This is a genomic window from Methylobacterium sp. TK26, assembly GCF_055361565.1.
The window spans coordinates 3,661,342-3,673,694 of sequence record NZ_CM143965.1; the positions used below are offsets into that span (position 1 = coordinate 3,661,342).

12 protein-coding genes and 1 tRNA gene are annotated in these 12,353 nt (G+C 69.8%); 8 read left to right on the plus strand and 5 right to left on the minus strand.

Annotated features, from left to right (window positions below):
* Positions 1-142: 142 nt before the first annotated feature.
* A complete protein-coding gene (locus ACXJ1Y_RS17820) occupies positions 143-2,749 on the plus strand; it encodes a DNA translocase FtsK (RefSeq protein WP_463847481.1) in 2,607 nt (868 codons plus the stop codon).
* Between the two features lie 90 nt (positions 2,750-2,839).
* On the plus strand, positions 2,840-3,322 hold the full coding sequence (locus tag ACXJ1Y_RS17825) for a hypothetical protein (protein ID WP_463847482.1): 483 nt from the start codon (positions 2,840-2,842) through the stop codon (positions 3,320-3,322).
* A 6-nt stretch (positions 3,323-3,328) separates the two neighbouring features.
* Here the strand turns inward: ACXJ1Y_RS17825 and ACXJ1Y_RS17830 are convergent, their stop codons facing one another.
* The 4 genes from ACXJ1Y_RS17830 to ACXJ1Y_RS17845 all read right to left on the minus strand — a co-directional run bounded on the left by ACXJ1Y_RS17830 (position 3,329) and on the right by ACXJ1Y_RS17845 (position 5,947).
* Positions 3,329-4,525 carry a pyridoxal phosphate-dependent aminotransferase gene (locus ACXJ1Y_RS17830; RefSeq protein WP_463847483.1) on the minus strand — a complete coding sequence of 399 codons (1,197 nt, stop codon included), beginning with the start codon at positions 4,523-4,525 and terminating at the stop codon, positions 3,329-3,331.
* Positions 4,526-4,544: 19 nt separating this feature from the next.
* Positions 4,545-5,045, minus strand: a complete 501-nt coding sequence (locus ACXJ1Y_RS17835; protein WP_463847484.1) for a hypothetical protein — start codon at positions 5,043-5,045, stop codon at positions 4,545-4,547.
* A gap of 386 nt (positions 5,046-5,431) precedes the next feature.
* A tRNA-Leu gene (locus ACXJ1Y_RS17840) sits at positions 5,432-5,516 on the minus strand.
* Between the two features lie 128 nt (positions 5,517-5,644).
* Positions 5,645-5,947, minus strand: coding sequence for a FliM/FliN family flagellar motor switch protein (locus ACXJ1Y_RS17845; RefSeq protein ID WP_463850154.1), 303 nt, complete (start codon positions 5,945-5,947; stop codon positions 5,645-5,647).
* A 68-nt stretch (positions 5,948-6,015) separates the two neighbouring features.
* On the opposite strand from ACXJ1Y_RS17845, the gene lipB reads away from it, so the two are divergent.
* Genes lipB through ACXJ1Y_RS17860 form a run of 3 tightly spaced genes read left to right on the plus strand, consistent with a single transcriptional unit; the run spans position 6,016 to position 7,576 of the window.
* Positions 6,016-6,735, plus strand: coding sequence for a lipoyl(octanoyl) transferase LipB (gene lipB / locus ACXJ1Y_RS17850; protein ID WP_463847485.1), 720 nt, complete (start codon positions 6,016-6,018; stop codon positions 6,733-6,735).
* Positions 6,732-7,244 carry a hypothetical protein gene (locus ACXJ1Y_RS17855; RefSeq protein ID WP_463847486.1) on the plus strand — a complete coding sequence of 171 codons (513 nt, stop codon included), beginning with the start codon at positions 6,732-6,734 and terminating at the stop codon, positions 7,242-7,244. Before lipB ends, ACXJ1Y_RS17855 begins: the two co-directional genes overlap by 4 nt.
* A complete protein-coding gene (locus ACXJ1Y_RS17860; RefSeq protein WP_463847487.1) occupies positions 7,241-7,576 on the plus strand; it encodes a DUF6883 domain-containing protein in 336 nt (111 codons plus the stop codon). Before ACXJ1Y_RS17855 ends, ACXJ1Y_RS17860 begins: the two co-directional genes overlap by 4 nt.
* Before the next feature lie 7 nt (positions 7,577-7,583).
* Here ACXJ1Y_RS17860 and ACXJ1Y_RS17865 read toward each other — a convergent pair whose 3' ends face one another.
* Positions 7,584-9,689, minus strand: coding sequence for a carbohydrate porin (locus tag ACXJ1Y_RS17865; protein ID WP_463850155.1), 2,106 nt, complete (start codon positions 9,687-9,689; stop codon positions 7,584-7,586).
* 354 nt (positions 9,690-10,043) lie between these two features.
* Here ACXJ1Y_RS17865 and ACXJ1Y_RS17870 point away from each other — a divergent pair, with 354 nt between their 5' ends.
* From ACXJ1Y_RS17870 to ACXJ1Y_RS17880, 3 genes are read left to right on the plus strand one after another with little or no spacing between them, the layout of a single operon-like run.
* Positions 10,044-10,601: an iron transporter gene (locus ACXJ1Y_RS17870; protein WP_463847488.1), complete on the plus strand. Its 558-nt coding sequence runs from the start codon at positions 10,044-10,046 to the stop codon at positions 10,599-10,601.
* 5 nt (positions 10,602-10,606) lie between these two features.
* A complete protein-coding gene (locus ACXJ1Y_RS17875) occupies positions 10,607-10,948 on the plus strand; it encodes a cupredoxin domain-containing protein (RefSeq protein WP_463847489.1) in 342 nt (113 codons plus the stop codon).
* Positions 10,945-12,348 carry a 4Fe-4S binding protein gene (locus ACXJ1Y_RS17880; protein WP_463847490.1) on the plus strand — a complete coding sequence of 468 codons (1,404 nt, stop codon included), beginning with the start codon at positions 10,945-10,947 and terminating at the stop codon, positions 12,346-12,348. Before ACXJ1Y_RS17875 ends, ACXJ1Y_RS17880 begins: the two co-directional genes overlap by 4 nt.
* Positions 12,349-12,353 lie beyond the last annotated feature (5 nt).

A 12,353-nucleotide genomic window follows, 5' to 3' on the forward strand; every position in this document is an offset into this window, starting at 1 on the left:
CCACAACGGGACCGGCTTTGCACGCGCCCGAAGACGGGACCCCTGGTTGCGTGTCCGCTCAAGCCTTCCTCAACCTTAGCCGGTCGTTAAGCCCTCTCTGCCAGCGTCTGAAACGAGTCCTTCGTTCTGCGTCCGGTCCCGCATGCGCTCGCTTCGCCGCCCCGCGTCGCCCTACGAGACCTTCGTCGATGGCTTTCGCCCGTTCATGGGCAAGCGCCTGACGGAGCTCGGCGGCCTTGTGCTCTTCACGGCCGCCGTCGCCATGACGGTGGCGCTGGCCACATGGTCGGTGGACGACCCGAGCCTCAACCATGCCACCGAGCACGCGGCCCACAACGTCCTCGGGCAGGTGGGGGCGGTGGTCTCGGACCTCGCCATGCAATTGCTCGGGCTCGGCTCGCTGGCCTTCGTCCTGCCGCCGGCCCTGTGGGGCGTGCGGCTGATGCGGGAGCGCGACCTGCCCGGCGGCGGGGCGCGCATCGCCCTCTGGATCATCGGCTTCTGCGCCGCCAGCGCGGTGGCGAGCGCCCTGCCGCCCACCGCCCGCTGGCCCTTGCCTACCGGCCTCGGCGGCGTCGCCGGCGACGGGCTGCTCCACATGGTCCGCCGCATCCTCGGCAGCATGTTCTCCGGCCTCGCGCCGCTGTCCGGCTTCGGCTTCGCGGCGGTGGCGATCGTCTGCCTCACGGGCGCCTGCCGCTTCGTGCCGGCGGAGGAGGAGAGCCCCGACGAGCCCTATCCCGTCCGCCGCCTGCCCGACCGGAACCGCGACGGCCGCCACGGCGACACCGACGAGCCCGGCCTCGGCCTCGTGGGCATCGGCGCCCTGGCCCAGGGGCTGATGCGCGCCCGCGCCTCCGTGGCACACCGCGTCGAGGGGCTGCGCGCCGGCCGGGGCGACGAGATCGACAGCGCCTCCCCGGTGCTGGCGGCCAAGCGCGCCTTCTCGGATGCCGACGCCCCCTGGGCCGACCATATCCCCGAGGCCGAGCGCGGCGCGGCCAAGCGGCGCGAGCCTGTCTTCGATCCGGCCCCGCGCGCCGAGCCCATCCTCCACGACGAGATGGACGAGGACGAGCCCGAGCCGGTGCCGGCCGCCCCCGTGCCCGCGGCGGCGCCCTCGCGGGTCGCCGCGCCCGTGGCGAGCCCGGCCCCCGCCCGGCGCCCGGCGCCGCAGCGCGCGCCGCACGATTATGAATTGCCGGCTCTCGATCTCCTGGCCGAGGCGCGCGGCCCCTCGCAGGCGAGCCTCGTATCGGCCGATTCGCTCGAACAGAACGCGACCCTGCTGGAAGCCACGCTCGGCGATTTCGGGGTGCGCGGCGACATCCTGGCCGTGCGTCCGGGCCCGGTCGTGACCCTGTACGAGCTGGAGCCGGCGCCCGGCACCAAGTCGAGCCGCGTCATCGCGCTCGCCGACGACATCGCCCGCTCCATGTCGGCGGTCTCGGCCCGCGTGGCCGTGGTCCCCGGCCGCAACGCCATCGGCATCGAGTTGCCGAATGCCCGGCGGGAAATGGTCTTCCTGCGCGAACTCCTCGCCTCGGAAGACTTCGTGGACACCAAGCACAAGCTCGCTTTGTGCCTCGGCAAGAACATCGGCGGCGAGCCGATCATCGCCGACCTCGCCCGGATGCCTCACCTGCTGGTGGCCGGCACCACCGGCTCCGGCAAGTCGGTCGCCATCAACACCATGATCCTGAGCTTGCTCTACCGGCTGAAGCCGGAGGAGTGCCGCCTCATCATGGTCGATCCCAAGATGCTGGAACTGTCGGTCTACGACGGCATCCCGCATCTCCTCTCCCCTGTCGTGACGGACCCGAAGAAGGCGGTCATCGCCCTCAAGTGGGCCGTGCGCGAGATGGAGGAGCGCTACAAGAAGATGGCCAAGATCGCGGTGCGCAACATCGACGGCTACAACGCCCGCGTGGCCGAGGCCGCCGCCCGTGGCGAGGTCCTGACGCGCACCGTCCAGACGGGCTTCGACCGGCAGACCGGCGAGGCAGTCTACGAAGACGAGGAGATGGACCTGTCGGCCCTCCCCTACATCGTCATCGTGGTCGATGAGATGGCCGACCTGATGATGGTGGCGGGCAAGGACATCGAAGGCGCCATCCAGCGCCTCGCGCAGATGGCCCGCGCGGCCGGCATCCACCTGATCATGGCGACGCAGCGTCCGTCGGTCGATGTCATCACCGGCACGATCAAGGCGAACTTCCCGACCCGGATCTCCTTCCAGGTGACGAGCAAGATCGACTCGCGGACCATTCTCGGCGAGATGGGCGCGGAGCAGCTTTTGGGCCAGGGCGACATGCTGTTCATGGCCGGCGGCGGGCGCACGACCCGCGTCCACGGGCCGTTCTGCTCGGACAACGAGGTCGAGAGCGTCGTGGCGCACCTGAAGCGCCAGGGCCGCCCGAGCTACCTCGAAGCCGTCACGGCGGATGACGAGGAGCCGGCTTCCGAGAAGGGCGGCAAGGGCAAGGGCGGGGCGTCCGCCGACCTCGAGATCGACGGCGCGGTGTTCGATGCGGGCGCCTTCGGCGAGAGCGGGGGCGACCTCTACGACCAGGCGGTGCAGGTGGTGCTGCGCGACCAGAAGGCCTCGACCAGCTACATCCAGCGCCGGCTGCAGATCGGCTACAACCGCGCCGCCTCGCTCATGGAGCGCATGGAGATGGAAGGGCTCGTCGGCCCCGCCAACCATGCCGGCAAGCGCGAGATCCTCGTGGAGGGCGCGGCGGTCTGAAGGGCCGGGGCGCGTCGCCTCGGCCTCTTGCAGGGCGCCGCCCTGCACCCGCAAAAGGTCTCATGACCTTTTGAAACCGTGACGGGTCCGATGCGGCAGCTGCTCAAGTTCCTGCACACGATGGGATCCATCGGCCTCATGGGCGCCATGGCGGCGCTGCTCGTGATGTTCTCCGTCGCGCCGCCGCCCTCGCAATTGGCCGGCTATGCGCTGATCCGGGGTGCCATGGGCGCCGTCGCGACCTGGATCTTCCTGCCCTCCCTCGCCCTCGTGCTGATCGCCGGCCTGCTCGCCATGGCGATCCACCCCGTCTACCGGGGCGCGGGCTGGGCGTGGCTGAAGCTCGCCACGGGCGTGCTGATGTTCGAGGGCGGCTTCGTCTACATCCAGGGCCCGATGCAGCGCGAGGCCGGCATGAGCGCGGCGGCGCTCGCCGGAAAGCTCGATCCCATGCTCCTCGGCGCCACCATCGGGCCGGAGCGCAACAGCCTCTGGGTGCTGCTGGCCGTGGCGACCGCCAACGTGGCGCTTGGCATCTGGCGCCCGAAGGTGCTGCGGCTCCCCGTGACCTGACGGGCCTCAGCGCCCGAGCAGGCCGGTGATCCGGCGGACGGTCTCCTGCGCCAGCTCCGGACTGATCGCGTAGCAGAGCCGCACGAAGCCCTCCCCCTCGGGGCCGAAGGCGGTGCCCGGCGCGACGCCGACCTTCGCCTGCTCCAGCAGCCGGAGGGCGAAGGGCAGGCTCGGCTCGTCCTCCACGAGACGGGCCATGAGATAGAAGGCCCCCTCCGGCGGCGCGATGGACGCCCCCGGCAGGCGCGAGAGCCCGTCGATCAGGATGGCGCGGGCCTCGGCGCAGCGCCCCACCATGGTGCGGATGAACCCGTCGCCCTCGTCGAGCGCCATGACGGCCGCGTGCTGCACGAAGGTCGGGATCGAGGTCGTGTTGTATTGGCCGAGCTTGGCGAAGGTCTCGGCGAGTCCTTTCGGGAAGATCAGCCATCCGGCACGCCAGCCGGTCATCGCCCAGTTCTTCGAGAAGGTGTTGGCGACGATCAGCCGGTCGTGCTCCGTGCAGATCTGCAGGAAGGACGGCGCGATCGGCCCGTCATAGGTGAAATGCGCGTAGACCTCGTCCGCGAGGATCCACAATCCCCGCTCCCGGGCGAGGTCGCGCAGGGCCACCATCTCCCCGGCGGGCATGATCCAGCCGGTGGGGTTCGAGGGCGAGTTCACCATGATGACCCGCGTGCGCGGGGTCAGCGCCGCCTCGATGTCCGCGAGCGGCAGGGAGAACCGGCCCTCCGCATCCACCCGGTACGGCACCGACACGGGCACGCCGCCCGTGACCCGCACCGCCTCGCCGAGATTCGGCCACGCGGGGGAGGGGATGATGATCTCGTCGCCGGGCTCCAGCAGGGCCTGGGCGGCCTGCATCACGGCGTTCATGCCCCCCGCCGTCACGGCGAAGCGGTCGGGCGGGATCGCCACGGCCCAATGGCGCGCGTGGTAGGCGCCCAGCGCCTCGCGCAGGCGCGGCAGGCCGAGCGAGGTGGCGTAGCGCGTATGCCCCGCCTGCATCGCCCGGTGGGCGGCCTCCACGATGAAGGGCGGCGTCGGCAAATCGCCTTCGCCGATCCAGAGCTTCACCACGTCGGGATCGTCGCGCCCCCGGTCGGCCACGAGGCCGATCTGGCTCGTGCGGATGCCGCGCACGCGCGGGGACAGGAGACCGGAGACGTCCATCGCCTCCGGCCGAAGGGCCGGACGATCCATCTGTGGCGAATTCCCGGTGCTACCAGCAGGCGCGGGGCAGGCGGGCCTTCCAGCGCTGCCCGGCCGGCAGGGCGGCGCGCGCCGAACGCTCGTCGCGCGGCGACAGGCGCGGGGCGGCGGACAGGGGCTTCGGCGCGGCCACCGGAACGGGGGCGGGCGCGGCGGGCGCCTCGACCACCACCGGGGGGGCCGCCGGCCTCGGCGCGGCGGCGGCGCGGGGCTTCACCCGGCGCACGCGCGGCAGCGGCGCCTCGACGGCGATCTCCACCTCCGGCTCGGCGGGCACCGGCTCGGGGACTTCCATGATGTTCGGGAGGATGCGCCGCTCGGCCGTGGAATGGGCCGGAGCCGGCGTCGTCACGGCCGCCCAGGGATCGAAGAGGGGGCGCGACGCGGACTGGAGGGCCTGCTGCGATTGCGGGGCCGGCTGAACCCGCCTCGGGATCGCGACGGAACCGCCATCACGGGAAGAGCCACGGGATTCGACGATGAACGGACGCCGCACGCGAGGGTGGCGCATGGACAGGATAATCTCGATGAAAGAGGGTCAAGCCGCGCTTTCGCGGCGCGGAGCACCGCTCAAACGTCGTGGTGCCGAGACGAAGAGTGAAGAAGTGCTTTGATAAAATCAAGCCGTCCAACTCTCTCGGTCACACAATAAATCGATCTTCCGCTTTCGCCGCGGCCATACCAGCTATTCACCGTGTGCCAGCGTCTTCCTGCCTGGAGCGGCATGATGATCCGGCCTGCTACACGGCCCGGGACGCGCATGAGCGCACGGGAATGCTGTGCGTGCGAACGCGTGCTTCGATAAAGGAGAGACGATCAGGGAAGGTTCGGTGGCTCTCGGCGCTGTCGCGCGCCGGTCTTCGCCAGATACGAGCACCACTGTTTCGGAAGAACAGTTGGTGCGGCCAAGAGGACTCGAACCTCCACCCCTCGCGGGACTAGCACCTCAAGCTAGCGCGTCTACCAATTCCGCCATGGCCGCATCGGACAGGTGGTAAAGTCTGTCCGGAAACACCGTCGTCCTGCGCCCCGTGGGGCGCCGTTTCGTCCGGCGCGGCAGGCGATAACAGATCGCTTCCGCGCCGACAAGCGAATGTTGCCTGCTTCCCGTCAGCCGGCCATCGGGTCGTCGAGGAACGGGGCCGCCCCGTCGCCGATGGTGACGGTCGGGTCGATGATCGCGGCTTCCTTGCGGATCAGCTCCGTCACCTCCACGGAGATGCGGTCGCCGGTCACGACGATCTGGCCGCGCGCGACGGGATGGTCGTTGGCGAGGATCTCCACCATGTCGGAATCCGAGGCATCGAGGGCGATGACGGCGCCGCGCCCCATGCGCAGCAGCATGTGCAGCGGCATCCGCGCCCGGCCGAGCACGACGGTGAGATCGACCTTGAGGGTCTCGAACACGCCCACGCCCAAACCGACCTTGCCACCGTTCACCCGGAATGATTGTGAGACCATCCCTTCATGATGGTGAAGTCTTGGTAAACGCTGCCCGCCTCGCGGTTTCTCCGACCGCCTTTCTGCCCTCTCCCGGCTCGCCCCCCGTTGCGTGGCGGGTGAGCGAGGGGCTCGTCGGCTACGAGGAGGCGGTCGCCTGGATGGAGGCGCGGGCCGCCGCCATCGCGGCGGGGCGGGCGCCGGAATGCGTCTGGCTGCTGGAACACCCGCCGCTCTACACGGCGGGCACGTCGGCCCGCGCCGAGGATCTCGTCGCGCCGGAGCGCTTCCCCGTCTTCCCGAGCGGGCGGGGCGGGCAATACACCTATCACGGCCCCGGCCAGCGGGTGGCCTACGTGATGCTGGACCTCACCCGCCGCCGCGCCGACCTGCGGGCCTATGTGGCGAGCCTGGAGGCGTGGCTCATCGCGACCCTCGACGCCTTCAACATCCGCGCCGAGCGGCGGGAGGACCGGGTGGGCGTGTGGGTGCGCCGGCCGGAGAAGGGCGCGACCGTCGAGGACAAGATCGCCGCCATCGGCATCCGGGTGCGCCGCTGGGTGAGCTTCCACGGCATCAGCCTGAACGTGGAGCCGGACCTCACCCACTTCGCCGGCATCGTGCCCTGCGGCGTGCGCGAGCACGGCGTGACGAGCCTCGTGGACTTGGGCCATTTGGTGAGCATGGCGGAGGTCGACATGCAGCTCCGCTCGGCCTTCGAGGCGGTGTTCGGGGAGACGGTGGGGGAGGACGCGGTGTGAGACGCGATGCGCCCGCCGCCGGAACGGTTTATAAGGAGTTCGGGTCCGACCTGGGACGGCCGATGCGATCGACACCCTACGCAGATGAAATCGCGCATGCCGATGAAGGCGGCGCCCGCATCGAGCGCCTGAGAATCAAGGCGACCGGTGTCGATGAGATTCGCTTCTCCTTGTGGAAGGACGGTCGCTTTCAGACCCGGCCCCTCGATCTGCCCGAGGAGGAGTTGCTGAAGCTCATGCGCAAGGCCATCGACGGGGGCGTCTTTTCCCAAGGCTTCGTCGGTGGATTGCGCCGGATGCTGCGGGATGCCCGGATCCCCGAACACAGCATGGTCGACCTGTCCGTCAGTCACACCCTGAAGGACGGCAGGGTCCTGCCGCCTGGCGCGAGGGGCGCCGTCGTCTTCGTCCATGGCGGCGGCGAGGCGTACGAGGTCGAGTTCATCGAACCGTTCCATGTCGTGGAGACGGTGCCGGCCTTCCTTCTCACGCGGCGCTCCGACGCGTGAACCCGCCCGTTCCGCCGCGTATCGTTCCGCCGGCCAAGCTCACCGACTACCTGCTCAAGGCGGATCATCCGGCCGGCGGTCCGAAGGCCGCTTTCTTTCGAGCCTTCGGCTTCGGCCTCGACCGCCTCGATGCCATGGCGGACGCGCTGGCGGAGCATCCGGATCGCAACCCGACCGCTGCGGTCGAGGGCAGTCTCTGGGGCGTGAAATACACCGTCCAATGCCGGATCCGAACGCCGGACGGTCGTGATCCCTGCATCCTCACGGTCTGGATCGTGCCGCCGGGCGACGATGTCGCCCGCCTCGTCACGGCCTATCCGAACGAGGACTGAAAGCCCCTCAAAAATCCGCGTGCAGCCGCGAGGCGAAGAAGTGCGCCGGGCCCCGGTCGCGGTTGTAGGCGGGGTTGTCGATGAACTGGTAGTCGAAGGTCAGGGTCACGAACTTCGTGAGGTTCAGGGCGTAATAGGTCTCGATCGCCCGCTCGGTGCCGTAGCGGAGTTGTCCGTCGCCGATCAGCAGGCCGTAATAGCCGTTGGCGAAGGCGGCGCGGTGCGAGGGCGAGAGGCCGTTCATGGCGGCGCCGAGGCCCACCGTGTCGTCCGGCCGGTCCCAGGCCTTGCCCTTCAGCGAAAGGCCGCCGGAAAAGCTCTGGTCGATGTCGGTGAAGGAGATGTTCTCCGTGCGCCCGTCGCCGATGCTGGCGCGGGCGAAGAGGCCGAGTTCCGGCGTCAGCGCCTGTTCGAGGTTGATGTAGCCGCCGCTCTTGCGGCGCGGCCGGCGGGTGGCCGCGGCGGCATCGTTGATGTCGCCGAAGGCGCCGAGCTGGGTGAGGGTGACGATGTCGCGGTAGTTGGCCGAGTTGCCCTCGTTCGAGAACAGGCCGATGCGCACCTTGCCCGGCTGGTCGAGGATCGGCAGCACGTGGCGCTCCTCGAACTCGATGTTGAGCCCGGCGCGCTCGAACACCCGGGGGTCGAGGACGTCGCTGGAGGGTTGCTTGGGCACCTGGGTATAGGCGGCTCGCACCGCGAATTCCGGCCGGTTGTATTCGGCGTAGACGCCTTGCGTGAAGCCGGGGAGGTTGGCCGGGAAGTCCCAGGCCGAGGCGCCCCACAGGGACCAGTTGAAGAAATCCACGCGCGGATCGTGGGCGTAGACGTTGCCGTCGAAGAAGTCGCCCAGCGCGAACTTGCCGGCGATCAGGGTGATGCGCTCCGCATCGTAGCGGGTCGCCACCTGGTTCGGGCCGTCCGGCACCTCGACGGTCTCGCCGCCGAGCCCGATCGTCTGCTTGATGTAGTAGCGGTTGGAGCGCAGCTTCGGGAACGGCGCCCCGGCCTTCTGCGCCTCGCCGTTGACGAAGCCCGCGACGCCGAGCGTCCGCGACAGGCCGAAGCCCTGGCTGAATTCCGGGTTGTAATAGAGCTCCGTGCCCTCCGCGAGCTTCAGCCCGAGGAAGATCGTCGCCGTCGTGGTCTGGCGGGCCTGATGCGGGATCAGGCTCTGGTCGCCGAGATAGGGCGAGCGGAAGCCCGGCACCCCCTGCGCGATCAGCGTGGTCTGGCCGTGGAGCGAGAAGCGCCCGGTGTCGCCATTGTCGGGGTCGTGCGGGGCGGTCTCGTCCCGGTCCGGCGGCACCGTCAGGCCCCCCGGAAACCACATCAGCCGCAGGAACATCTGGTTCGAGGTGAAGCTCGCCCGGCTCGTCACCGGCCCGAGGCCCGGCACCGCGCCCAGGGAGAAGCGCCCGCTCTCGCCGAGGTCGACGTAGCGGTAGTCGAGGCCGAGCGCGAGGTTGTCGGAGATGGCGTATTGCACGCCCGCGCCGAGGGTGAAGCCGAGATAGCCGAGATTCGTCTTCGCGGTGCCGACCGCGCCCGTGCCGAGATCGGGATAGGTGGCGAGCACCCGCGCATTCGCCCCGGCGAGGCCGAAGGTGGCGTAGACCAGATAGCGGTCGAAGCTGTAGCCGAGCCGCGCCCGCAGGGTGCCGTACACATCCGTCTTGGCGCGGATCACGTCGAAGGCCGGGTCCACGCCCTGGTAGCCGAAACCGGCGATGGTCGAGGGCACGGGCCGCTTCAGGTTCGCCGCGTCGAGGGCGGCCTCGATGCCGTAGAGCCACGGCCCGTCCTGCCAGTTCCAGCCGGCATAGGCGCCGCCGACCGCCGTCGTGGCGTCGCGGCCCCGGTCGCTCCGCCCGGTGGTATCGCCACTCTTGAAGGCCGGCACGCCGCGCCCGCCCACCGTCGAGGGGCCGAAGGAATAGGCGCCGTAGGAGCCGCTGGCGCTGCCCTCGAGGCCGAGATACGGGCCGGACCAATCGGTGTAGGGCGCCGCCGGGGCGAGGGGCGCCGCGAGGTCGGCGGCCAGTGCGGCGGCGGTCGGGCCCAGGACGGCGAAACCAGCCAGGGCCACGGTCCGACGCAGCCGCCGGGGCATGGCGGCTGTCGCCTTGGTGGAGATCCGGGATGCGCTCGCCCCCTGCTGGCCCATCACCTGATTCCTTGAATATAGCAATTGCTATAATCGCTGTGCGTAGCCGCGTCGCCGAGGGTTGGCAAGGGGGTGCCGAATCTCTGCGACGCTGCCGTGACGGTCTTGGACCATCGGGCGACGGCATGCCACAGGGCAAACCGAGCGGCTATTTCCGTCTCAGGACCTTGTGAATATTCGAGGCATTCCAGCAAGCTCATCGGAACGTCTTTGTCCACGGTTCTTGTTTAGAACTGTTATGATTTGATTGTGGGTAGAAGCTCTTTGAACTTCGCCCCATTCGGCTTATGTGGCGCAGCCATGCGTGCCCCCGCCCCGATCCGACTCGCCCTCGCCCTTCCGGCCCTGCTGCTCGCCGTCGCGACGGCCTCCGCCAAGGAGGTGCCGATCGGCCCGCATCTCACCAAGAACGGGCTCGAGGTCGCCGCCGTCTATCTCCAGCCCATCGAGATGGACCCGCCGGACATGATGCGCCCGGCCGCGCAATCCGACATCCACCTCGAAACGGATATCCGCGCCGCCAAGGACAACCGCAACGGTTTCGCCGAGGGCGATTTCGTGCCCGCCCTGGAGGTGCGCTTCACCCTGGTGAAACTCGATGGGGACAAGCCCACGGACCAGAAGGTCGAGGGTGCGCTAATGCCGATGGTCGCCAACGATGGCCCCCATTACGGCGACAACGTCAAGCTGTTCGGGCCGGGCCGCTACCGGATCACCGTCACCGTCGCGCCGCCCGGCAAGCACAGCCATTTCGGCCGCCACGTCGACAAGGAGACCGGCGTCGGCCCGTGGTTCGAGGCCTTCGACATGACCCAGGACTTCACCTTCGCCGGCACCGGCAAGAAGGGGTCCTACTGACAAGGATGGGCGCTTCCGTGATCCGGCATCTCACCCTCGCGGCCCTTCTCCTGCTCTCGGCGGGGGCGTCGGCGCGCGCCGACGACATGCCGGTGATCAAGGTGGAGATGCGCGACGGGGTGATCCTGCCCGCCATCATCGAGGTGCCGGCCAACACCCGCTTCAAGCTGGAGATCTCGAACACCGGGCAGTCGCCCGTGGAGTTCGAGAGCCTGGAATTGAAGCGCGAGAAGGCGCTCGCCGCCGGTTCGACCTCCTCCATCGTGTTCCGCACCATCGAGGCGGGCAGCTACGACGTGTTCGACGATTTCCACCCGGACGCGAAGGCCAAGCTGGTGGCCAAGTGAGTGCGCGCGCGGGTGGATTCACAGCCGGCGACCTCGACGCCGGAATCGCCCGCTTCGGCGATTGGCTGCGCGCCCATGCCGGCGCGATCCGCGCGGTGCAATGGGCTGTGGTGGCGGTCTACGTGCTGCTCGTGGCGGTGCCGGCCTTCCTGCCCCTGCCCGACAGCACGCAGCACATCTGGACCAACCTGACGCTCGCCGCCCAGTTCGCCTTCTGGGGCATCTGGTGGCCCTTCGTGCTGGTGAGCATGGTGCTCGTCGGCCGGGTCTGGTGCGGCGTGTTCTGCCCCGAGGGCGCCCTGTCCGAGGCCGCGAGCCGGTGGAGCCGGGGCTACGCGGTGCCGCGCTGGATCACGTGGAGCGGCTGGCCGTTCATCGCCTTCGCCGGCACCACGGTCTACGGGCAGATGACGAGCGTCTACGGCTATCCGAAGCCAGCGCTGGCGGTGCTCGGCGGCTCGACCCTGGCGGCCATCGTGGTCGGCCTGCTCTACGGCCGCAACAAGCGGGTCTGGTGCCGCTATCTCTGCCCGGTGAACGGCGTGTTCGCGGTGCTGTCGAAGCTCGCCCCCCTGAGCTTCCAGGTCGATCGCGGCGCCTGGGCGGCCTCGCCGAAACCGGCCCAGGGCACGGCGAGCTTCAACTGCGCGCCGCTGGTGCCGGTGAAGGCCATGCGCGGGGCCGGGGCCTGCCACATGTGCGGGCGCTGCTCCGGCCACCGGGGCGCCGTGCGCCTCGCCCTGCGCTCGCCGAACGACGAGATCGTCCATGTGGCGGGCGACGAGCCCTCCTGGGAGCAGACGAGCCTGATCCTGTTCGGGATGCTGGGGCTGGCGGTCGGCGCGTTCCAATGGTCGTCGAGCCCGTATTTCCTCGACATGAAGCAGGCGGCGGCGACCTGGCTGATCGAGCACGGCACGACCTGGCCGCTCGAAGCCTCCGCGCCGTGGTTCGTGCTGACGAACTACCCCGACAAGAACGACGTCATGACGCTCCTCGATGGGGCGGTCCTGCTGGTCTACATCGGCGCGGCGACCCTGGTGCTCGGCCTCGGCCTGTCGGCCCTCGTGGCGCTCGCCGCGCGGATGCTCGGGCCGTTCTCCCTCCGGCGCTTCCACCATCTCACGCAGACGCTGATTCCCATCGCGGGCTGCGGCGTCTTCCTCGGTCTTTCGGCGCTCACGATCACCTTCCTGCGCGGGGACGGGATCGTCGTGCCCTACGTGGCCGAGATCCGGGCGGCGCTGCTGGCCGGGGCCGCCCTGTGGAGCGCGTGGCTCGCGTGGCGGGTCGCGGGCCTCTCGGCCGGGGGGCTTCGCCAAGCGCTCGCCTGCGCCTGCATCGCCGGGGCGGCGGCGGTCTCCGTCGCCAACTGGGTGCTGCTGTTCTGGGTCTGGTAGCGCGG